Genomic DNA, 22,691 nt, shown 5'->3' on the forward strand with positions numbered 1-22,691 from the left:
TTGCAACAGATTAAAGTCCTTATCCCATGCCCGATCTTCTGCTTGAACTTCGCTCCGAGGAAATCCCCGCACGCATGCAGCGCAAGGCGGCGGGCGATCTGAAGAAACTCGTCACTGACGCCTTGGTGGAGAGAGGGCTGACCTATGAGGGCGCGCGCGAATATTGGACGCCGCGCCGCCTGACGCTGGATATTAGGGGCCTCAACGCCCGCTCCGCCGATGTGCGTGAGGAAAAGAAGGGTCCGCGCACCGATGCCAACGAAAAGGCGATTGAGGGCTTTCTGCGCGGCGCTGGCCTTAATGATGTCTCCGAGGCTCAGGTCGTTTCCGATCCGAAGAAAGGCGATTTCTACATCGCCATCATCAACAAGCCCGGCCGCCCGGCGGAAGAGATCATCGCCGAGGTGATGCCCGGCATCATCCGCTCCTTCCCCTGGCCGAAATCCATGCGCTCCGGCCCGGCCTCCATGCCGAAGGGTTCCAGCTATGCCGGCATCGAAGGCAAGGGCTCGGAGAGCCTGCGCTGGGTGCGCCCGCTGCAATCCATCGTCTGCCTGTTCGGCCCCGAACATGACGAAACCCAGGTCATTCCCTTTGTCATCGACGGCATCGTCGCTGCCAACGTCACCTATGGCCACCGTTTCCATGCGCCGGGTCCGATCACCGTGCGCCGTTTCGAGGATTATGTCTCGAGCCTTGAAAAGGCGAAGGTCATTCTCGATGCCGACCGCCGCAAGGATATCATCCTGCACGATGCCAAGGATCTGGCATTTGCCAACGGCCTTGAGCTGGTGGAAGACGAAGGCCTGCTGGAAGAAGTCTCCGGCCTTGTTGAATGGCCGCAGGTGCTGATGGGCACTTTCGAGGAGGATTACCTGCAAATCCCGGCGGAAATCATCCGGCTGACCATCAAGACCAACCAGAAGTGTTTTGTCACCCGCAATCAGGGTGCGGAAGAGGGTCTTTCCAACCGCTTCATCCTCATCTCGAACATCGAGGCAAGCGACGGCGGCAAGGAAATCATCCATGGCAACGGCAAGGTCGTCCGCGCCCGCCTGTCGGATGCCCGCCATTTCTGGAACCGTGACCAGGGCGATCTGCCTGATCTGGAGACGCTGAAGGATTCGGCTGCGAAATTTGGCCTCGATCTCAAGAAGCCGCTCGACCAGCGCATGGCCAAGCTCGATGCGCTGAACGTTACCTTCCATGCCAAGCTCGGCACTCAAGGGCAGCGTGTGGCCCGCATTCGCGAACTGGCCAAGGCTCTGGCCCCCGTCGTCGGTGCCGATGCTGCTCTGGTGGACCGCGCCGTGGTGCTGGCGAAAGCCGACCTGCGCACCGAAGCCGTCGGCGAATTCCCCGAGCTTCAGGGCCTGATGGGCCGAAAATACGCAACCTTGCAGGGCGAAAACGAAAGTGTCGCCGCGGCGATCGAGGATCACTACAAGCCGCAGGGTCCCTCCGACCGCCTGCCAGCCGACAAGGTGGCGATTACGGTTGCTCTCGCCGACAAACTCGACACGCTCGTCGGCTTCTGGGCCATCGATGAAAAGCCTACCGGTTCGAAGGATCCCTTCGCACTGCGCCGTGCGGCGCTGGGCGTGGTTCGTATTCTGCTTGAAAAGAACGTGCGCCTGCCGCTCTTGAGCGTCGCGAAGGATACTGACCTTCTCTCCTTCTTCCACGACCGCCTGAAAGTCTATCTGCGCGACCTCGGCGCCCGTTACGATCTGATCGACGCCGTCCTGACGCCGGAATCCGACGACCTGCTGATGATCGCCCGCCGTGTCGAGGCGCTGACCGCCTTCATCACCGGCGAAGATGGCCGGAACCTGCTGGCCGGTGCAAAGCGCGCCACCCAGCTTCTGGCCGCAGAGGAAAAGAAGGGCACCGTGGTTGCGAACAGCGTTTCAGAAGAACTGCTGAAGCTCGACGCCGAAAAGGCGCTTTACGCGGCGATCAAGACCGCTTCCGCCGATGCCGCAAAGGCCGTCGAGACGGAAGATTTCCGCTCCGCCATGCAGGCGCTCTCGACGCTTCGCGCGCCCGTCGACAAGTTTTTCGAGGATGTTCTCGTCAACGATGAGGACGCGGCCATCCGCGCAAACCGTCTGGCGCTGTTGAAGGCCATTCGTGAAGCCACCGGAACGGTTGCGGATTTCTCGAAGATTACCGGCTGAGACAGGCTTGCCAATGGTAATGTTTATGTTACCATTGGCCCATGAAGGTCGTTGAATATCTGGACCCGAACGGATCGAGCCCATTTGGGCGATGGTTCGTAAAGATCGAGGCGCTTGCCGCGTCGAAGGTAACGATTGCCGTGACCCGGATGGGGCAGGGCAATCTCTCCAACGTAAAATCCGTTGGCTCCGGTGTTCTCGAATACCGGATCGATTATGGTCCCGGATATCGTGTCTATTTCGGTCGTGACGGCGATGAGCTGGTGATCCTGCTGATTGGCGGAACCAAGGCCCGGCAGCAGAACGACATCGAAGCGGCCAAGGCCTTCTGGCAGGATTATAAATCCAGAAAGGGCGCCCGAAAGGGTGCCGGGACGGGTGAGTGACATGGCGCTAACGCGGGAATTCAAACAGACAGTCAAGGCGAGGGCGGAAAAAGACCCAGCCTTCCGGGCGGCTCTCTTGTCGGATGCTGTGGAACTGTTGCTGGAGGGAGATGTCGAAACCGGCAAGTCGGTATTGCGAGATTTCATCAACGCCACGATCGGTTTCGAGACTTTATCCAAACACGTGGATGTGCCTGCGAAAAGCCTGATGCGCATGTTCGGCCCGAAGGGAAATCCCCGGGCCGATAATCTGTTTAGTGTCATTCAAGCGCTTCAGAAGAACTCGGGTATACATCTCGCTGTCGCAGCGGCCTGATGATCACCAAAATCCTAATCAGCGCCTGTCTCCTCGGCCAGGCGGTCCGCTATGACGGCAAGGGCAAACCTCTCGTCCACCCGGCGATAGACCGCTGGCGGGATGAAGGCAGGCTGGTGGCGATCTGTCCGGAAATGGCGGGCGGTATGTCCGTGCCGCGCCCGCCGGCAGAGATCGAGAAGGGAGCTTCCGGTCTCGATGTGCTGGAAGGCCGCGCCCGGGTGCTGGAAGTAACCGGCGGCGATGTCACGGCGGAATTTATTGCCGGTGCGGAAAAGGCGTTGGCCCTCGCGGAAGCCAATGGCTGCACGCACGCGCTATTGATCGACGGCAGTCCGTCCTGCGGATCGGTCGCAATCTATGACGGCTCGTTCTCCGGCATCAAACATGCGGGCAATGGCGTGACGGCGGCACTGCTTGAAAGAGCGGGAATTACGGTCTTTTCGCCTGTCGATATCGACCGGCTGGATACTTCGACACGTTGAAACAAAAAAAAGCCGGAGTTCCCTCCGGCGTTTTCGTTTATCCAACACCTCAGCGTCTATCACCCCGCCATGCGCATCTGCTCTGCCAAGCCGTGGAGTTGGTTGCCGGAGGAGACGCGGAAGCCGCGGATGAGGTTCAGCAGCTCTTCGGTATCGACGGCCAGCGCTTCCGCCGAAGCCGTGGTCTCTTCCGCCATCGCCGCATTGTGCTGGGTGGCGACGTCGAGCTGGTTGAGCGATGTAGAGATAGAGCGCAGCGTCGTGTCCTGTTCGGCCGCCGAATGGGCGATCTTGCCGACGATCTCGTTGGCGGATTTGATCTGGTCCGAGATGCGTTTCAGCGCGTCACCGGCTTCGCCGACAAGACGCACGCCGTTTTCCACCTGGTTGGAAGAGCGGGCGATCTGGTCCTTGATCTCCTTGGCGGCGGCGGCAGATTTCTGCGCCAGTTCGCGCACTTCCTGTGCCACCACGGCAAAGCCCTTGCCCGCTTCCCCGGCACGCGCCGCTTCCACGCCCGCATTCAGTGCCAGAAGATTGGTCTGGAAAGCGATATCGTCGATCACGCCGATGATGTTCGAAATCTGATCGGAAGATTGTTCGATGCCGCTCATCGCCGCAATCGCTTCTTCCACCACCCGGTCGCTGCGCATCGCTTCGGAACTGACTGTCGTGACGCGTTTGGCGGCGTCGGCTGCACCTTCAGCCGTCTGGCGTACCGCAACCGTCAACTCGTCGAGCGCGGCAGAGGTTTCCTCGAGATTTGCCGCCTGCCGTTCGGTGCGCTGCGAAAGCTCGTTGGAGGCCTTGCGGATTTCTTCCTTCGAGCCGCCGATATCGATGCTCTTGGAATTCACCTTGGCCATGGCGGCGTCTAGATGGGTCAATGCCTCGTTGAAATTGTCGCGCAGCGCGGCGTAACGGTTGCCGAGATCGGCGCAACGCACGGTCAGATCACCGCCGGCGAGTTTTTCCAGCGCCTCGCCAATGGTGGTGACGACACGCGCCTGCAATGCGGCCTCGTCGCGCTGCATGTCGAGGTTGTTCTGGCGCTCGGCGTTGAGCTGCTGCTGCTGTTCTTCCTCTCGGCGCTGCATGGCGTGGCGCTCCCGCACCTTGTCCTGAAGCGAGGCCGTGGCCTTCGCCATCATGCCCACTTCGTTGGTCAGCCCGGTATGGGGTATGGTGAGCGAGACGTTCTCATTGGCGACTTCACCGAGCGCCCTGTGAATGTCGCCGAGCGGCTTCGAGATCCCCCGGATAACGTAGAAGGCGGCGGCAAGTGCCAGCACGAAGATGGCGGCACCGATGGACAGCGCCCTCATCACCTCGCCACGAACCTGGGCATTCAGATCATCGATGTAAACGCCGGTCACGACCACCACCTGCCAGGGCTCAAAAGCAAGGGCGTAGGAGCTTTTGGCGTAGTCATTGCCTTCCATGCCGGGCTTCGGACCGTAGAAATCCGTCTGGCCGCCGCCGTTGCGGCCAAGCCGTACGAGCTCGTCACGATACTGGAAGCCCTTGCTGTCCGGCTTGCCCTTGTAGTTCTCGCCGACACGCTTCGCGTCGGGATGGAATTTCATCGTCACGTCGTAGTCGTAACCGAACAGATAGCCATCTGGGGTGAACCGCATGGCGCTGACGGTGGCGAAGGCCTGCTTCATGGCGTCTTCGTGTGAAAGCGTCCCGGCCTTTTCCTTGTCGTGGAAGGATTGCAGGATGGAAATGGCGGATTGCACCTGTGTCCGCAGCATGCCGTAGCGTTCTTCATAGATCGCGTCGGTGGCAGATTTCAGCTGGTAAAACGTTGCTGCTGCGAAGGCGGCCATAAGGGCCACCACGAGCACGATCAGCTGACGGGAAATGGAAAGATTCTTCATGGGCGCTCACAAGCTTTTGCGTCGCGAGCCGGAAAAAGCCGCGCGCTGCCGAAGTTTCGAAAATGGGAAGGCGCCTGATGCGCTGTGATCAGCCTGAAAGCGAAAGTCCGCTCCAAGCCCTCATGTCGTGCTGCATCGCACTATGAGGTCACTTAGCGGCAAAAAATTTGAATAAATATTTAATTAGCAAAAGCTTTATGAGCGTGCTTGGCAGAATAATGGATGCATAATTTATTATTCACCGGATGGTTGCCGTGCACTTCGAAAAATGCAGCGATGACGCGATTATTTGACTTTTGTCATCAAAGACKCCGCCGACACTGTCGGTCAATTGCCGCGCAATTTGAAATCCTGGAAATCGGGTGCCGCCATTGCTGATGCGCTTGACGGTGCCGTGGCATTGGCCGCCGAAATTGTCTTCGTCGCTGCCGTGGTCGCGGTCATGTCTATGCCTGCTGGCGTGGCTGCCGTTTCCTGGGGGGGAGTGCCAGCTTCACCCTCATCATAGGTGGCAATTGCGGTGCCGGGGGTTTCCTGCGGCATCCAAGCGGGATTGGTGCTGACGAAGGTGACGGGCGCGCCGCCAAGCCAGGCCTCGGTGCGCACCAGCGTGCGCTTACCCTCGATTTCACGCATTTCCGTGTGCTGCGTGCCCGGCTCGATGGAGGGGATGGCAAAGCCCTCGGGGGCAGGGTTGTCCTTCACGGGCTGGCAGCGGGCGCAGTCGAGACGAACGAAGCTGCCATTGCTGGTGTGGGTGCCGTTTACATATTCGATGGAAGACGCCATCGCAGACCCGCCGGTCAGCGCGACAACCGCTGTCAAAAGAAGACGACGCATCGAAAAACCCCCGAAATGACGGCGCAGCCTCACGATCGAGACAGAATGCGCCCTTCAATGTTCGGCAGATATTATCGGTCTTTCGTTTCCATCAGGTCAGCAAACTTGGTAAAAATTGAGCGAAATCTGCGCTCGGGCCGCTGTATGCCTTGAATGGTCAGACTTTTTCGCGCGCCACGGCCTGCCAGCCGATATCGCGACGGCAGAAGCCGTTTTCCCATTCCACCTTGGCCGCCAGCGCATAGGCGCGCGCCTGCGCTTCCGTCACGTTCTTGCCAAAGGCGGTGACGTTCAGCACGCGTCCGCCCGTCGCCACCAGTCTGCCGTCCTTCAGCGCCGTCCCGGCATGGAACACCTTTGCCTCTTCGCTGGCATCGGGAATATGGGCGATGGGCGTGTTCTTGTCGTAGGCACCGGGGTAACCCTTGGAAGCTAGAACAACCGTCAGCGCCGCATCGTCGCGCCATTCCGCTTTTACCTTGTCCAGCGTGCCGGTAGCAGTGGCGTAGAGGATCGGCAGCAGGTCGCTCTTGAGGCGCATCATCAGCACCTGACATTCCGGATCGCCGAAACGCACATTGTATTCGATCAGCTCGGGGCCTTTGGCGGTGATCATCAGACCGGCGAAAAATACGCCGGAGAAGGGATTGCCGTCTTTCGCCATGCCAGAAATCGTCGGTTCGATGATTTCTTTCATGGTGCGCTCCACCATGGCTGGTGTCATCACCGGGGCGGGGGAATAGGCGCCCATGCCGCCGGTGTTGGGGCCGGTGTCGCCATCACCCACGCGCTTGTGGTCCTGGGCTGTTGCCAACGCCAGCGCGGTTTTGCCATCGGAAAGGCAGAAGAAACTGGCTTCCTCACCGTCGAGGAAAGCTTCCACCACAACCTCGGCGCCGGCAGCGCCAAAAGCGCCGTCGAAACAGTCGTCGATGGCGGCAAGCGCTTCCGCCTCGCTCATGGCAACCGTTACGCCCTTGCCGGCGGCAAGCCCGTCGGCCTTGATGACGATGGGTGCGCCCTGTTCACGGACATATTGCTTTGCCGGTTCGGCGGTCTTGAAACGCTGGTAAGCCCCGGTTGGAATATCGTAACGGGCGCATAGATCCTTAGTGAACCCCTTGGAACCCTCAAGCTGAGCGGCTGCTTTCGAAGGCCCGAAGGTGGCAATACCAGCCGCACGCAGATCATCTGCCAGACCGGCAACCAGCGGCGCTTCCGGTCCGACGACGACGAAGTCGATCGCCTTTTCCCTGGCAAAGGCGATAACGGCGGCGTGGTCTTCCACGTCAAGCGAAACGAGTGTCGCATGGTCGGCTATGCCGGGATTGCCGGGAGCGGCATAAAGTTCATCGAGCAGGGGAGACTGGGCGATTTTCCACGCCAGCGCATGTTCGCGTCCGCCGGAACCGATCAACAGAACTTTCATGGTCAACACCCCTGCAAATTCGCCTTTAACCTTGTTTGAGGGGCGTTAAGGGCAGGGGGGCGAAAGGTCAAGGAGAAAGCGCCGCAAATGCCCGTCTTTCCCTCGAACTCAGCCTTTCCTGTGGAATCGTTGCCGCCTCTTGTTGTCACGCCACAATCAGACATTATGTTCGCCGCTCCAGATGTGACATCAGAGAACCCCATGACCGCAGATAATGCCCGCCTCGCCACGCTCATCGCCTCCGAAATCAACGCCCGCGCCGATCAGGTGAAGGCGGCAGTGGCGTTGCTGGACGAGGGAGCGACCGTGCCCTTCATCGCCCGTTACCGCAAGGAAGCGACAGGAGGGCTGGATGATACCCAGCTTCGAACGCTTGCCGAACGCCTCGTCTATCTGCGTGAACTCAATGCGCGCCGCGCCTCCATTGTTGATACCATCAACGGTCAAGGCAAGATGACGGACGCCCTGATGGTCAAGATCATGCAGGCGGGCACCAAGGCGGAGCTGGAAGACCTTTATCTGCCCTACAAGCCGAAGCGCCGCACCCGCGCCGAAATCGCCCGCGAGCGCGGTCTCGGTCCGCTGGCCGAAGCGATCTGGGCAAACCGCGCAGCCGATCCGGCAAAGCTTGGCGAAGCCTATGTGCAGGGCGAGGTGGCGGATGCGAAGGCAGCGCTTGAAGGCGCGCGTGACATCGTGGCGGAAACCATGACGGAAAACGCCGATCTTCTTGGACGCCTGCGCGACTATATGCGCCAGAACGCCATTTTCCGCGCCAAGGTGGTCGACGGCAAGCAGGCGGCAGGCGAAAAATTCTCCGATTATTTCGATCATTTCGAGCGCTGGGCGACGGTGCCGGGACACCGCGCGCTGGCCATGCTGCGCGGCTGGAACGAGGAAATTCTGACGCTGACCATCGATGTCGATGCGGATGATCCCTCTCCGGTCAAACCCGCGCAGCGTACCGTCGCGGCCGCCTTCGATATCCGCAATGCCGGCCCCGCTGATCAATGGTTGATGGAAGTGGCAGGCTGGACCTGGCGGGTGAAGCTCTCCATGTCGCTTTCGCTCGATCTCATGCGCGAATTGCGCGAACGTGCGGAAGAAGAGGCGATCAATGTTTTCGCCCGCAATCTCAAGGATTTGCTGCTGGCCGCACCGGCGGGCTCACGCGCCACCATGGGGCTCGATCCGGGCATCCGCACCGGCGTCAAGGTGGCCGTGGTGGATGGCACCGGCAAGCTGCTCGACACCACGACGGTCTATCCCTTCCAGCCGAGGAACGACGTGCGCGGCGCGCAGGCGGAACTCGCCATGCTCATCCGCAAGCACAATGTCGAGCTGATCGCCATCGGCAACGGCACGGGCAGCCGTGAGACGGAAAAGCTGGTCGCCGATCTGCTGACACAGATGCCGGCTTCGGCTTCCGGCGCAAAGCCCACCAAGGTCATCGTTTCGGAGGCGGGCGCATCGGTCTATTCCGCGTCGGAACGGGCGGCGGCGGAATTCCCCAATCTCGACGTGTCCCTGCGTGGCGCGGTGTCCATCGCCCGCCGCCTTCAGGACCCGCTGGCCGAACTGGTGAAGATCGAGCCGAAATCCATCGGCGTCGGGCAGTATCAGCACGATGTCGATCAGGGCCGTCTCAGCCGTTCACTCGACGCGGTCGTGGAAGATGCGGTGAATGCCGTCGGTGTCGATCTCAATACCGCCTCCTCGCCGCTTCTGGCGCGCGTTTCCGGCCTCGGTGCTTCGATTGCCGATGCCATCGTCGCACACCGCGACCAGACCGGCCCCTTTGCCAGCCGCAAGGAGCTGTTGAAGGTGCCGCGCCTTGGCCAGCGCACCTTCGAGCAATGCGCCGGCTTCCTGCGTATTCCCAACGGCAAGGAACCGCTGGATTCGTCCTCCGTGCACCCCGAAGCCTATGGCGTTGCGAAAAAGATCGTTGCCGCCTGCGGTCGCGACCTGCGCACGCTGATGGGTGACAGCGCCACGCTGAAGGGGCTTGATCCGAAGCGCTTCATCGACGAGCAATTCGGCCTGCCCACCGTAAAGGACATCATCGCCGAACTGGAAAAGCCCGGCCGAGACCCGCGCCCAAGCTTCAAGACGGCGACCTTTGCTGACGGCGTGGACGAGATCACCGATCTGAAACCGGGCATGTTGCTGGAAGGTACCGTCACCAATGTCGCCGCCTTCGGCGCTTTCGTGGATATCGGTGTGCATCAGGACGGGCTCGTGCATGTCTCGCAGCTGGCCGACCGTTTCGTGAAAGACCCGCATGAGGTCGTGAAAGCGGGTGATGTCGTCAAGGTCCGTGTCGTGGAAGTGGATGTGAAGCGCAAGCGTATTGCCCTCACCATGCGCAAGGACGGCGGCGAGGCGGCACCCCAGCCAATGCGCGAAAAGGGCAATGCGGGCGCCATGCGCCACGCGAATTCCAAACCGCAGGGACACAACGAAGGGTCGCAATCCGGTGGTGCTCTTGCTGCGGCTCTGGCCGAAGCGATGAAGCGACGCTGACCTCCGGTTGAAATGATTTCTATGGAAAAGCCCTGCCGGAAACCCCGGTGGGGCTTTTTGCTTGATGAAATCGTTCAATTTTTTTGAAATAAGACTATCTTGAAACTTGTGCTGAAAGGAATACGGTCAGAAAAATTGATAAGTGAGACTTAGCAATTGGGGGTGCCATGGCGTCGTCTCTGCATGTTCTTCTCGAAAAGATAATCAAGAACGGTAATCTTGTCGTCAATAGCCCGGGTGGTAGCCGTACATTTGGTAACGGTACCGGAACAAGGGTGGTTCTGAATTTCACCGACGAAGCTGCCATGCAGGAGATCGCTGCCGATCCTGCGCTGAAACTCGCCGAAATTTATATGGAAGGCCGTATGCAGGTCGTCGAGGGCGACATCTACGACTTTCTGGCGCTGGTTAAAAGCAACACGCTAAGCGAGGCGCTGTCCTTCGGCATGGTGTGGCGTGGTATGGCCCGCATCATCGCCGCCCGCATCAGGATGCATCTGCCGGTAAACCACAACAAGAGCAACGTCGCCCATCACTACGATCTGAGCGCCAAGCTGTTCGACATCTTCCTTGATGAGGACTGGCAATATTCCTGCGCCTATTTCAATCCGCCGGGCATCAGCCTTTATGAGGCGCAGGTCGCCAAGAAGCGGCACATCGCCGCCAAGCTGATGACGGAGCCGGGCCAGAGCGTACTGGAGATCGGGTCCGGCTGGGGCGGCATGGCGATGTATATTGCCGAAAGTGCGGGTGCCGATGTGACCGGCATCACGCTCAGCGAGGAGCAACTGCGCGTTTCCCGCGACCGTGCAGCAAAACGTGGGCTTGCCGGCAATGTTCGTTTCGAATTGCAGGACTACCGTTACCTGCCTGCCTCGAAGAAATTCGACCGTATCGTCTCGGTCGGCATGTTCGAACATGTCGGGCCGACCCATTACCGCGATTATTTCGACAAAGTGGCGGAGGTTCTGGACGACAAGGGCGTAATGGTGCTGCACTCCATCGGCCAGCCCAGTCCGGCACTTGCAACCAATCCCTTCATCGAAAAATATATTTTCCCCGGTGGTTACATCCCCTCGCTTGCCGAGGTGCTGCCGGCCATCCAGAAGTCGGGGCTGCTGGTGAAGGATATCGAAATCCTGCCCATGCATTATGCGCATACGCTGCGGCACTGGCGCGAACGTTTCGTGGCGCGCAAGGCAGAGGCGGTAGCACTTTATGACGAACGTTTCTTCCGCATGTGGGAATTTTATCTGGCGGGGTCCGAAATGGCCTTTACCCACGAAAATTTCCATATTTTCCAGATCCAGCTCGCCAAGGATCGCGACGCCGTTCCGCATAATCGCGATTACATTGCCCGCAACGAGGAAAAGCTGCTGGAGTTCGAAAAGACGCGGCCGCCGCTTGAGAAGGTTATGTTCTAAGGCTTGCGCATTCTCCGCCGTATGCCGGACCTGATCCGGCCTCCAGTCGGCCCAAGTCCTCGGGCTGAAAGAAGGCTTCCTGCCGCGCAGACGTGCGACGGCTGAATTCCGGCTCAGGGCCGGAATGACGGAAGAGCTAATCGCCGCCTTCTCGCGCTGGTTAATGGAATGGAAACGGAATCCCTCTAATTCTACGCTTACCTGTTTGTATTGCGTTTCCTGGGGTTATTTTCATGTTCAAGCCATCAGCGGCCGTCGCCGCTTGTGTTTTATCGCTTTTTGCCGTCGGTAACGCCCATGCCGATGGCTGGTTTTCCGGCGACTGGTATTTGAAGCTCGGCGGTTCGGGTTTTTCTGCGCCGAAATATCAGGGCGACAACAAGAACGAATTCGGCTTTTCGCCCATCATTTCTCTCGGCCGTCAGGGTCAGGGCGCGCGTTTCACGTCGCGCAACGACAGCGCCTCGATCTCGCTGCTGGACAATGGCCCGATCAGCATGGGTCTTGCGGGAAAGCTGGTGTCTCCGCGTGACCAGAAGGATTCGGCCGATCTGAAAGGCATGACCCGCATCAAGCGCGGCGGCGAGCTTGGCGGTTTCGCCGAGGCTTATCCCACCGACTGGCTGCGTATTCGCGGCGAAGCCCGTCAGGGCATCCGCAGCCATAGCGGCGTGGTCGCCGACCTCTCGGCCGACGTCTTCACCGATATCGCCCCCGGTATCCAGATTTCCGCCGGCCCGCGCGCCACATGGGTCAGCAGCAAATACAATGAACGCTATTACGGCGTAAGCGCCGCGCAGACAGCGGCCGGCGCGCCATCGCCCTACAGCCCCGGCGGCGGCCTGCATTCCGCCGGCGTCGGCGCCGCCATCACCTGGAAGGTCACGGAAGCCGCTGAAGTTGGTTCCTTCGCCGAATATCGCCGCCTGACGGGCGATGCCGCCGACAGCTCGCTGGTGCGTGAGCGCGGCTCCAAGAACCAGTTCGTCGTCGGCGTCCAGGCAAGCTACAAATTCGGCTTCACGCTGCCCTGAGGCGAGGCGAATATGCCCACCCCAAGCCCCGCCGCGAAAGCGTTGCGGGGCTTTTTTGTGGCTACGGCCAAGTGCTGAAATCGATTCCGATTCGCCTGCCGATGCTGTAGAACCATCCCCATGGTTCACCACAGCGATTTGTCAGACCGCGTCTCCGACGCACCATCCAACAACTGGGTCTATCGGATTTTGCCGAGACCCCTCTGGCCCTATGCGCAGCTGGCAAGATGGGACCGCCCCATCGGCTGGCAATTGCTGATGTGGCCGTGTTTCTGGTCCGCAGCACTCGCGGCCAATGCCGCGGTAGCAAGCGGCGGTTTTTCCTGGGGCACGCTGATCTGGCATCTGGCGCTGTTTTTCATCGGATCGGTGGCGATGCGCGGTGCAGGCTGCACCTATAACGATCTTGCGGACCACAAGATCGACATGGCCGTTGCGCGCACGCGCTCGCGGCCGCTGCCATCTGGTCGCGTGAGCAGGGCGCAGGCGAAGGTCTTCATCGTGTTGCAGGCGCTCGCCGGACTCGTGGTGCTGTTGCAGTTCAACGGATTTGCGATTGCCACCGGCATATTCTCGCTGGTCTTCGTGGCAATCTATCCCTTCGCCAAGCGCTTCACCAACTGGCCGCAATTTTTTCTCGGCCTTGCCTTTTCCTGGGGTGCGCTGATGGGCTGGGCCGGGCAGTTCGGGTCCATCGCCTGGCCTGCTGTCCTGCTTTATGTCGGCTCCATCGCCTGGACGATCGGTTATGATACAATCTACGCCCATCAGGACAAGGAAGACGACACGGCTGTGGGCATCGGTTCAACTGCGCTGCTGTTTGGAGACAACACACATCGCTGGCTGGTTTTTCTTTATGGCACAGCCCTTGTCATGATCGCCCTGTCCTTCTGGGGAGCGGGCGTTAACCTGATCGCCTATAGCGGCCTTGCCGCCGCCGCCATCATGCTTTTCCGGCAGGTCTGGGTGCTCGATATCGACGACGTGGCGCAATGCCTTGTGCTGTTTAAATCCAACAACCGCGTCGGCGTGCTGATTTTCGCCGGTCTCATTCTGCCGCTTCTGTTGGCGTGAGGTTGTTGAAAGGCAAGATGCAAAAAAGCCCGGCCGCGATATCCGCGCCGGGCTTTTTATTGTTTTGTCTGAAGATTATCAGCTGCGAGCGATGATTTCCTTGCCCTCGATCTTCATGCTCATGCCGAGAGAACCGGTGGAGCGGCGCACGAGGAAGCGCGGGCGACGATCCGCGAAATAGGAGTGCCGGCGACGGGGGCGGCTGTTCTTGGTGCGCACCTTGCCGAGATGTTCTTCCAGCGGACGGGCGACGCCATCGGCCTCCACCATCAGCATCGGAATGCGGTAGGCCTCGGACCAGCTGCGCCAGTCGGCGGCGATGTCGCAAAGATCATGGGCGACGAGAAGCGGAACGCAAAGTTCCGGATCGTCGTGGTGAAGCTCCAGCGTCACCGTCACCTGTCCATCACCATGGTCGATGGCGCGGGCGGCAACGCCCTTGAAAGCGCGGGCTGGCAGGGCGAAGGACAAAGGCAGGCCGGAAGAGGACAGGACCTTTCGCAGAACGGCGCCCCGTTCATCGAGCGTGACGGCAACATCGGTTGCGCCATTGCCCCTGCCATAGGTGACCTGTTGCGGAAAACGTGCCGGGTCGAGTCTGAGTGTGGCGACGGCCCAGTCGGGCTTCAGAACGGTCTTGGTCATGTTTATTCTACCCTTGTTTTACCTGAGAGCCGGTTTCCGGTCTTCTCATCGGGACTTTTCGTCCTCTGATGTCAGGAGAATATCCGCCGCATGTTCGAGACTGCTTAAAAATCGCGGTTAAGAAAACTTTGCATTCCCAAATGGTTAGCAAAACCCACCGTGGCATGGTTTCGCTGAGGTAAAGCCGATTGAGACAATGCGATTTTTCTCAGTCCCGAAACTGTGCTCTTTCAAGCTCCGGGCAAGGCGCGTCATGCACAGTCGCGCCAAGGCCTGCCGTGCGTCCGGATGGAGGTGTGGTGGGCGAATTCAAAACCGGAGCCGGCCGTATCCAGCGTGATGCGCGGTGCTCCATGGGGCATTCGCATGGTATCGACATTTCTGAGCTACGACCTCATCAACCGCGATATGAAGGCAAGCATTTCACGCGTGTCGCAGCAGGGGATCGTCGAGCGGCAGACGAAATATTACAAGGAAAACATCGGCAATGTAAAAAGCGTCGACGAGTTCCTCAATAACTACCAGCTCTATTCCTATGCCATGGATGCCTTCGGTCTCGKCGAGATGACCTATGCCAAGGCCTTCATGAAGAAGGTGCTGGAAAGCGACCTGAACGACCAGAACAGCTTTGCCAACAAGCTGACCGATGAACGTTATCGCGAGTTTGCCGCATCCTTCAACTTCACGCAGTCCACCACCACGGTGCAGACGGAGGCGCAGCTCGACAAGATGATCGGGCTTTACGACACCTCGATCACCAATCTCGATGACAGCCTGTCCGAAGAAACCCGTTATTATAAGGCGATCATCGGAACGGTCACGAACGTGGACCAGCTGCTTCAGAACGATAGAACCCGCGCCTACATCTTCGAAGTCTTCAGCATTGATGAGAAGACCTACAGCTATTCCCACATCAAGGGATTGATGACGAGCGATATCGATGACCCGAACAGCTATCTGAACCAGAAGTTCGGCGCGGCCTATTCCGCTGCCGTGGAAAAGCTTACGACCAAGGGCAATATCGAATTGCATGGGGATGTGACGGATCGGATAAAGGCCATCGATACCGCGCTGGCTGATACCACGCTGACCGCCGAACAGCGAACCGCCCTTGAAACAGAGAAAACCACCCGGCAGGATCAGCTCACCCAGCTTGAAGCCGTGCTGCCGCCGAAGGACCAGTGGGCGGCGACCCTTGCCTCCATCACGGCGGAGCAGACCCAGCTATCGAATACCGTCTCGCAATATAATACGATGGCGCAGATGGCCCAGGCTTTCGAATTTGCCAATGACGGTACCGTTGCGGCCGGCCAGGCGCAGACGGCCGACAACGTCAAGATCCTTACCCAGGCCTATGTCGGCAGTGCCCCGCGTGTGACCCCGACCGTTGCCACCTTGAACAGGGATTATTTCGAATCGAAGATCGGTTCGATCAAGACCGTCGATGAGTTAATGGCAGACCCGCGTCTGGTGAATTACATCAAGGTCGCATTCGACCTGAATGACTTGACCATAGTCAATGCGACGATCGAGAACATTTTGACCAGCGATCTCAGCGATCCCAACAACTATATCGCCAAGTTCGGCAATGGCGACAAACGTTACATCGCATTGCGCGAAGCGTTCAATTTCAAGGCGGATGGAACGCTGCCGGACGCTACGGCACCACAGACGACGACCCAGACCGTTACCACGACCAACGGGTACATGAACCATTACAACGACAAGGACGAGGCCGCTGACGAAAACGCTTTGAAGCTGTTCAAGAGCGATATTGCCAACGTCAAATCTGTTGCGGACTTCCTGGAAAGCAGCGCGGTTTACACCTATGCGCTCAAGGCGGTCGGCCTCGATCCGACGAAGGTGAATATTGCGGACGTTCGTAGAGCCTTGACCAGCGACCTGCTGGACAAGAAGAGCTACGTTTATGCGCTGAAAGACGACCGTTACGTCAAACTCGCGGAACTCTTCAACTTCAAGTCTGACGGATCGCCAGGCTCTCCGGTTCTTGCGCAGTCCGAACTTGAAATTCAGAGCATGTCGGTCGACTACATCAAGAAGAAATCAGCCTTCGGAACAGACCAGGAAAAGGAAGCCGCCAAGAAGGAGGCGGAATTTTTCCGTTCGGAGCTACAGAAGGTCAAGACGCTCAAGGATTTTCTGGGGAATGATCGCCTGACGAAATTCGCGATGGAATCGCTTGGCATCGACCCGACGAAGGTCACCAAGGACCAGCTACAAAAAATGTTCACGTCCAATCTGGATGACAAGGACAGCTATCTCAACAAGGAGATGGACCCGGCTTTTCGCCGTCTCGTCACCGCGTTCAATTTCGACACGGACGGTAATATCCTGCGCGAGGATCGAAGCTCCATCCAGACTCGTCGCGGCCTCTACGAGACGCTGGACAATTATCTGACGCAGACGCTGGAGACGCAGGCAGGTGAAGAAAATGCGGGCGTGCGTCTGGCGCTCTATTTCAAGCGAATGGCGGCGGGAACAACGTCCTATTACTCCATTCTTGCCGACACCGCGATCCAGAACTTCATCACGACCACCTTTGGCATTCCCGATGAACTCGGCAATGCCGGGGTCGATACGCAGGTGGCGATGATGAAGAAATATTTCGACATCGAGGACTTTCAGGACCCCGATAAGGTCAAGAAGCTGATCGCCCGTTTTACCATCATGTACGACGACAAGCAGAACACCACCAACCCGATCATGATGCTGTTCAACGGCAGCGGCTCGGTGGGCATCAGCGGCGACACGCTGCTGGCTGTCGCATCGCTGCGTGCGCGGTAGGTTGCAACGCGAAGACGGACGATGGAAAGGCCGAGCTTACCCGGTTAAGGCGTCTCACACGCCCGCATTTGCGCGCCCATTCACCAGCCCGGCAGCATGTGCCCGGCGCGCAGGCGCGGCATCTTCGGGTAGGTCTTCACATCGTTATCCAGCTCATCGGCGACGTTCATCGGAGAGATGTTGTCGAGGCAGGCGGTGATGTGGTCTGTAATGGCGTTCACCAGCGAGGGCGACAGGCCGGGCCGTTTCATCAGGCCGATCTGGACCGGCGGTAGCGGTGGGAAACCGTCCGAACCGGTTAAAACCTTCATGCCGGTACGCAGCGCCGATTCCGGCAGCACGGAAACCGCCATGCCTGCCAGCACGGCGGCGGCAACCACGGTGGAAGACCAGCTGGTGAACAGCACCTGATAATCCCGCCCGTCGGCATCGAGCGCCGAGCAGGCAAGTTGGCGCCAGTGACAGTCGCGCCGGCCGACAGCCAGCGGCACTGGCGCATCATCCTTCAGCGGATGGTTCGCGGAGGTGACCCAGCAGAGTGGCTCGGTGCGCACGACATCGGAGGAGCGGGCGCGGGGATTGTGGGTGACGAGTGCTATATCCAGCTCGCCGCGCGCCATTTTTTCGGCAAGGCTCACCGAAGGTTCGCAAACGATGTAAAGCTCTACATTCGGATGCGTCTTGGCGAAACGCCCGATGATCTCTGGCATGTAGCGGTCGGCATAGTCGTCCGGGGTGCCGATGCGCAACGTGCCCTCGAGCCTGTTGTCATCGAAGGCCGCAATCGCCTCGTTGTTAAGGCGAATGATGCGGCGGGCATAATTCATCAGTTTCTCGCCCTCGGCCGTCAGGCGGTTGCCGCGCCCGTCCTTTGCAAAGAGCTGTTTGCCGATCCGCTCCTCAAGTCGCCGCATCTGCATGGATACGGCGGATTGCGTCTTGAAAACGCGCTCAGCGGCCTTGGTAAAGCTGCCGGTATCGACAATGGCGATGAAGGTGTGCAGCTGGTCTATGTCGAGAGGTGCGGACATTGATACTCATCCATCAGAATGATTGATGTCTCACATTAGAAACATTCGTTGGACTGATCAATAGTCTTGCGACATTTTGACACCCAGCAAATCAATCTCAACCCCGGGGCGGGCACATCGTCAGGCCCCCAACCCAAGGCAGCTTCCCGCGCACGGTGCGTCGGGAGCGGTGCCGCATCGTGCCGTTACGGAAGGATCATTGTTATGCGCACGGCAGAACGGAAAATGGAACTGGAATTCGCAACCGGCCAGCAGAGCGACACCCTGCGTCGCATCGCTTTCGGTGTTGCTTCCACCGTGAAAACGTTTGTGCAGCGCATCTACAATCGTATCGTCGCAAATGGTCTCACGGAGCTTGACGATCGCCTGCTCGCCGATATCGGGCTGGCGCGCTCGGATGTGACCAACGCGCTCAATACCGGCTTGCTCGAAGATCCGACCGCCCATCTGACCCGCGCCGCACGCACGCGCTCAGTCACGCGGTTCAAGACGCTCTAGGCTTGTGTTCGTGCAATTCCGGCGTACCTCCAGACGCCGGGATTGCTTGCGAACCGATAAGGTTTTCCCCGCAGGGTGATTTGCCAATAACCCTGCCTTTGCCCGGTGTCAGGCCCCTCGGCCGCACCGGGCTTTTTTATGGCAACGCCTTGCCTGTTTTGCGCATTGTCCGGACGTAAAGCCGCTGCGCAGTGTCAGCGGAATGTTTTAATACTGATATTCATCGAATACTGGCAGCACCGATCCACCCCAGCGGCCGTTATAGAGCGCAAGCAGGTCTTCGGCGAGCGTGGTCTTCTTGGCGAGAACCTCGTCCAGCGAGGACAGGAACACGGTTTCGTCCTGGCCTTCGCCGTTCAGCCGGTTGCGGTTCTTGAGGCCGGTGCGGGAAATGTCGAGCACCTCGCGGGCGAAACCGAGAAGCGGCTTGCCGGCGATCTCCGCGGCCAACCCCTTGGCCGGCACGGTATTGCGAAGGGCGATGACCTCATCGAAACTCCAGTCGGCTGTCAGCGCATCGGCTGCGTCAAGCGCTTCCTGATTATAGAGAAGGCCGACCCAGAAAGCGGGCAGGGCACAGATGCGTCTCCATGGGCCGCCATCGGCACCACGCATTTCCAGAAAGCGCTTCAGGCGCACATCGGGGAACAGCGTGGAGAGATGGTTCGTCCAGTCACCCATGGTCGGTTCCCATTCAGCGATTTCACCCTTTAACGCCCCGTTCATGAACTGGCGGAAGGTGACATGGGTGCAATCGTGATACTTGCCGTCGCGCACGATGAAATACATCGGCACATCCAGCGCCCATTCGACATAATCCTTGAAGCCGAAATCGTCATTGAAGGTGAAGGGCAGTACGCCGGAGCGGCGATTGTCGGTATCGCGCCAGATATCGCCGCGCCAGGAAAGCAGGCCGTTCGGCTTGCCTTCGGTAAAGGGCGAGGAAGCAAACAATGCGGTTGCCAGCGACTGGAGCTTCGTGGAAACGCGCATCTTCTGGCGCATATCCGCTTCGGAAGAGAAGTCGAGGTTAACCTGAATGGTGCAGGTACGGTACATCATGTCGAGACCCTTGGTCCCGACCTTCGGCATGTAGCGCGTCATGATCGCGTAGCGCGATTTCGGCATGCGCGGTGTTTCGTCATAGCTCCACAGCGGGCTGCCGCCTATACCGAGAAAACGGATGCCCATCGGCTCCGCCACTTCGCGAAGGGTCGCCAGATGCTGGTTGGATTCCTTGCAGGTCTGATGCAGGTTCTCGAGCGGGGCACCTGACAGTTCGAACTGGCCGCCCGGCTCGATCGATATGGCGCCCATGCCGTGCTGTTCGCCAAGTCCGATGATGTTTTCACCATCCATGATCGGCTCCCAGCCGAGCTTTTCCTGCATGCCCTTCAGCAGAGCGGAAATGCTGGCCTCGCCGAAATAGGGAACCGGCCGGTTGCCCTCGCGGAAAAAGGCGAATTTCTCGTGCTCGGTGCCAATGCGGAAGTCGGCTTCAGCTCTGCAACCGCCGGCCAGATAATCTGTAAGCTCCGTGACGGAGGAGAGGGGTGTCTGGTCGGTCGTATCGCGTGCCATGGCTTACCTTGTTATGACGTCTCTGTTGCGGCGAGGCATATGTGTGGCAGATAGAGCCGGATCGTATCCGGAGGCAAATGAATTTCTTTTAAAGATGCATGAAGCGCAATGGTTCAGCGCATGTCGCGTAAAACTGTGCAGCGGTTTTGCGATAAAGACATGTGCCAGATAGGTCAATTCCAATCGCCGATCGATGCCTGAATGACCGCAAGGGCTGCGACCGCAGCCGTATCGGCCCTTAGGATACGCGGCCCGAGCGGAATGGGGGTGACGAAGGCAAGGCTGCGCAGCAACTCTCTTTCCTCTTCGGAAAACCCGCCTTCCGGGCCGACCAGAAGAGCGATTTTGCGTTCCTTGATGGATTGCAGGACAGGCAGCGGATTTTGCCCCGCGTCGCCCTCGTCGCAATAGATGATCCGTCGATCCCGGGGCCAGGTCTCGAGCATGTCTTTCAGTTTCACCGGCTCGGCCACGCCAGGCAACGACAGGATGCCGCATTGCTCGGCGGCCTCGATGGCATTGGCGCGCAGCTTTTCGGTATTGTGGATCTTGCCCTGCACATGCTGGGTCATCACCGGCTGCAAAAGACCGGCCCCCATCTCGACCGCCTTCTGCACCATATAATCCATGCGTCCGACTTTCAGCGGCGCAAACAGGTAGTGTAGATCCGATGCCGGCGGCTGGGGCCGTGTCTGTTCCAGAGGGATGAGGGTGATCTTCTTGCGGCTCGGAAAGGAGAGCCTCGCCTTCCATTCCCCGTCGCGGCCGTTGAACAGCAGGATTTCCGCGCCATCGGTCATGCGCAGCACATTGGCGAGATAATTGAACTGTTCGGTTGTCGCTTCCTGCGCCGCGCCCGCTGCAAGCGGGGTTTCGACGAACAGGCGTTGCATCCGGAAATTTGCGCGCATGGGACTTTTCTGTTTCAGCGTCAGAGAAAGAGGAAGGACATAAGCCAATATAACAGTGCTGCAAGCGTAGCACTCGCGGGAACGGTCACCAGCCAGGCGGCGATGATGGTCATGAAGTGGGATCGCCGGACGAGATAACGGCGGCGTATCTCGGAAGGATTGTCCAGATATCGATCGGCCCGGCGGATTTGACTGGTGCCGGCCTGGATGAGTTCCTGCCGCCGTCGAGACGCCTGCGTGTACCATTCGCGGAAGAAGCCGACGCCGAACACGGCGCCGATCGCCGTATGGGTGGTGCTGACCGGCAGGCCGAAGCGTGAGGCGACGAGAACCGTCAGAGCCGTGGCCACGGAAACGCAGAAAGCGCGCATCGGGTTGAGCTTGGTGATCTGTTCACCGACAAGGCGGATGAGGCGCGGGCCATAGAGAAGAATACCGCAGGAAAGCCCGAATGCGCCGACCAGCATCACCCAGAGCGGCGCGCGGGCGGACGTCTCCACCGCCTCGTCGTGCAGTGCCCGCACGATTGCCACCACCGGGCCGATGGCGTTCGAAACGTCATTTGCCCCATGCGCGAAGGACATGAGGCCAGCCGCAAGAACGAGCGGCCACTGGAACAGGGTTCGAAGCGACTGGTTGCGGTTTTCCAATCCCACCGATTGTTTGCGAATGATCGGCACGCACAGTCGCCAGGAGACGAGGCCGGTCAAAAGCCCGATCCCGCTTGCATGGCCAAGCGAGACATGCACGATCTGCCTCAGCCCCACCCAGATGAGATAAGCGGTGAAGACCCCGGTCATGATGCCGATCAGAACAGGAACCCAACGCTTCGCGGCGTCGATCTTGTCCTCCCGGTAGATGATGAATTCCTTGATGAAGGCAAGGAGGGCGATGGCGATGGCCGCGCTTATAAAGGGTGCTAGAACCCAGGCAAAGGCGATGCTGCCAAGCGACAGCCAGTCGACTGCCCGGATGCCATAGGCCGCCATTCCAGCCCCCGCAACGCCGCCAACCACCGTGTGGGTGGTGGAAATCGGCGCTTTCGTCCAGGTCGAGATATTGACGAGAAGACCGGCGGCGAGAAGGGCCGACAACATAGCCCAGGAAAACACGGTGCGGTCGGGAATGGTCTGGATGTTGATGATGCCGCTGGAAATGGTCTCGACGACGTTGCCGCCGGTGATCAAGGCACCCGCGATTTCGCAGATGGCGGCGATGATGAGTGCCGCCGCAAGCGGCATCGCCTTGGCGCCGACCGCCGGGCCGACATTGTTCGTCACATCGTTCGCGCCGATGTTGATTGCCATATAGGCGCCGATGGCGACGGCTGCGATGATGATGACGGCGCCCGCCGTGCCCGTGACGAAGGCGCCCGCAAATATCGCCGCCAGAACAACGAACATCACCCCCGCACCAAGGCCGGCAAGCTGCTGCGTGACGTGCAGCGTCGCCTCTTCGACACGGGTGATCTTCTCGAGATCCTTGTCGAGCGTCGGCTTCATGTTCGGTGGCGGCTTCATTGCCATTCAGACCTCGTTCGCCAGCATTCCCATTCGTCCGGCAATGTCGCGGGCTGAAGGCAATTTACAGAAAGACTGTTACATCTCGCACATCTTTCCAAAATGAAAGACAGTAAAAGCCAT

General features: G+C 59.3%; 18 protein-coding genes. 10 read left to right on the forward strand and 8 right to left on the reverse strand.

Going from position 1 to position 22,691, the window contains the following annotated elements:
- The first annotated feature begins 26 nt into the window (after positions 1-26).
- The 4 genes from glyS to AC1DCP_RS02585 are packed head-to-tail and all read left to right on the forward strand — an operon-like array spanning position 27 to position 3,367.
- The gene (gene glyS / locus AC1DCP_RS02570; protein ID WP_112153179.1) at positions 27-2,180 is read left to right on the forward strand and encodes a glycine--tRNA ligase subunit beta; all 2,154 of its coding nucleotides are present in this window, start codon (positions 27-29) and stop codon (positions 2,178-2,180) included.
- 41 nt (positions 2,181-2,221) lie between these two features.
- Positions 2,222-2,566, forward strand: a complete 345-nt coding sequence (locus tag AC1DCP_RS02575; RefSeq protein WP_025592539.1) for a type II toxin-antitoxin system RelE/ParE family toxin — start codon at positions 2,222-2,224, stop codon at positions 2,564-2,566.
- A 1-nt stretch (position 2,567) separates the two neighbouring features.
- On the forward strand, positions 2,568-2,882 hold the full coding sequence (locus AC1DCP_RS02580; RefSeq protein ID WP_003515190.1) for a helix-turn-helix domain-containing transcriptional regulator: 315 nt from the start codon (positions 2,568-2,570) through the stop codon (positions 2,880-2,882).
- Positions 2,882-3,367, forward strand: a complete 486-nt coding sequence (locus AC1DCP_RS02585; RefSeq protein ID WP_065688327.1) for a 2-thiouracil desulfurase family protein — start codon at positions 2,882-2,884, stop codon at positions 3,365-3,367. The genes AC1DCP_RS02580 and AC1DCP_RS02585 overlap by 1 nt, the downstream gene beginning before the upstream one ends.
- Positions 3,368-3,426: 59 nt before the next feature.
- Here AC1DCP_RS02585 and AC1DCP_RS02590 read toward each other — a convergent pair whose 3' ends face one another.
- The 3 genes from AC1DCP_RS02590 to purD form a co-directional block, all read right to left on the reverse strand.
- Positions 3,427-5,250, reverse strand: a complete 1,824-nt coding sequence (locus tag AC1DCP_RS02590; RefSeq protein ID WP_065688326.1) for a methyl-accepting chemotaxis protein — start codon at positions 5,248-5,250, stop codon at positions 3,427-3,429.
- A 327-nt stretch (positions 5,251-5,577) separates the two neighbouring features.
- A complete protein-coding gene (locus tag AC1DCP_RS02595) occupies positions 5,578-6,090 on the reverse strand; it encodes a plant virulence effector HPE1-like domain-containing protein (RefSeq protein WP_013635527.1) in 513 nt (170 codons plus the stop codon).
- Between the two features lie 157 nt (positions 6,091-6,247).
- Positions 6,248-7,519: a phosphoribosylamine--glycine ligase gene (gene purD / locus AC1DCP_RS02600; protein WP_065661341.1), complete on the reverse strand. Its 1,272-nt coding sequence runs from the start codon at positions 7,517-7,519 to the stop codon at positions 6,248-6,250.
- A 201-nt stretch (positions 7,520-7,720) separates the two neighbouring features.
- Between purD and AC1DCP_RS02605 the strand changes: the two genes are divergently transcribed.
- From AC1DCP_RS02605 to ubiA, 4 genes are all read left to right on the forward strand, one after another.
- Complete coding sequence (locus tag AC1DCP_RS02605; RefSeq protein ID WP_065688325.1) at positions 7,721-10,045, forward strand: Tex family protein; 2,325 nt, start codon at positions 7,721-7,723, stop codon at positions 10,043-10,045.
- Positions 10,046-10,212: 167 nt separating this feature from the next.
- Positions 10,213-11,469 (forward strand): SAM-dependent methyltransferase, encoded by a 1,257-nt coding sequence (locus tag AC1DCP_RS02610; protein ID WP_003515197.1) that lies wholly within the window; start codon positions 10,213-10,215, stop codon positions 11,467-11,469.
- Between the two features lie 233 nt (positions 11,470-11,702).
- Positions 11,703-12,503, forward strand: coding sequence for a MipA/OmpV family protein (locus AC1DCP_RS02615; protein WP_003515199.1), 801 nt, complete (start codon positions 11,703-11,705; stop codon positions 12,501-12,503).
- 120 nt (positions 12,504-12,623) lie between these two features.
- Positions 12,624-13,577 carry a 4-hydroxybenzoate octaprenyltransferase gene (gene ubiA / locus AC1DCP_RS02620; RefSeq protein ID WP_003515201.1) on the forward strand — a complete coding sequence of 318 codons (954 nt, stop codon included), beginning with the start codon at positions 12,624-12,626 and terminating at the stop codon, positions 13,575-13,577.
- A 78-nt stretch (positions 13,578-13,655) separates the two neighbouring features.
- On the opposite strand, the gene AC1DCP_RS02625 is transcribed toward ubiA, so the two are convergent.
- Positions 13,656-14,222, reverse strand: coding sequence for a DUF6101 family protein (locus AC1DCP_RS02625; RefSeq protein ID WP_003515202.1), 567 nt, complete (start codon positions 14,220-14,222; stop codon positions 13,656-13,658).
- Between the two features lie 366 nt (positions 14,223-14,588).
- On the opposite strand from AC1DCP_RS02625, the gene AC1DCP_RS02630 reads away from it, so the two are divergent.
- Positions 14,589-17,027, forward strand: a complete 2,439-nt coding sequence (locus AC1DCP_RS02630; protein ID WP_476774121.1) for a DUF1217 domain-containing protein — start codon at positions 14,589-14,591, stop codon at positions 17,025-17,027.
- 80 nt (positions 17,028-17,107) lie between these two features.
- Here AC1DCP_RS02630 and AC1DCP_RS02635 read toward each other — a convergent pair whose 3' ends face one another.
- Positions 17,108-18,058, reverse strand: coding sequence for a LysR substrate-binding domain-containing protein (locus AC1DCP_RS02635; protein ID WP_112153181.1), 951 nt, complete (start codon positions 18,056-18,058; stop codon positions 17,108-17,110).
- Between the two features lie 204 nt (positions 18,059-18,262).
- Here AC1DCP_RS02635 and AC1DCP_RS02640 point away from each other — a divergent pair, with 204 nt between their 5' ends.
- Positions 18,263-18,556, forward strand: coding sequence for a YjiS-like domain-containing protein (locus AC1DCP_RS02640; protein WP_003515205.1), 294 nt, complete (start codon positions 18,263-18,265; stop codon positions 18,554-18,556).
- A 207-nt stretch (positions 18,557-18,763) separates the two neighbouring features.
- Here AC1DCP_RS02640 and AC1DCP_RS02645 read toward each other — a convergent pair whose 3' ends face one another.
- From AC1DCP_RS02645 to AC1DCP_RS02655, 3 genes are all read right to left on the reverse strand, one after another.
- Complete coding sequence (locus AC1DCP_RS02645; RefSeq protein WP_476774122.1) at positions 18,764-20,137, reverse strand: glutamate--cysteine ligase; 1,374 nt, start codon at positions 20,135-20,137, stop codon at positions 18,764-18,766.
- Between the two features lie 173 nt (positions 20,138-20,310).
- The gene (locus AC1DCP_RS02650; protein ID WP_065688323.1) at positions 20,311-21,048 is read right to left on the reverse strand and encodes a 16S rRNA (uracil(1498)-N(3))-methyltransferase; all 738 of its coding nucleotides are present in this window, start codon (positions 21,046-21,048) and stop codon (positions 20,311-20,313) included.
- A 20-nt stretch (positions 21,049-21,068) separates the two neighbouring features.
- Positions 21,069-22,574 (reverse strand): inorganic phosphate transporter, encoded by a 1,506-nt coding sequence (locus tag AC1DCP_RS02655; RefSeq protein ID WP_065688322.1) that lies wholly within the window; start codon positions 22,572-22,574, stop codon positions 21,069-21,071.
- Positions 22,575-22,691: the final 117 nt, after the last annotated feature.

The sequence above is a fragment of the Agrobacterium sp. 10T429 genome (genome assembly GCF_056393925.1).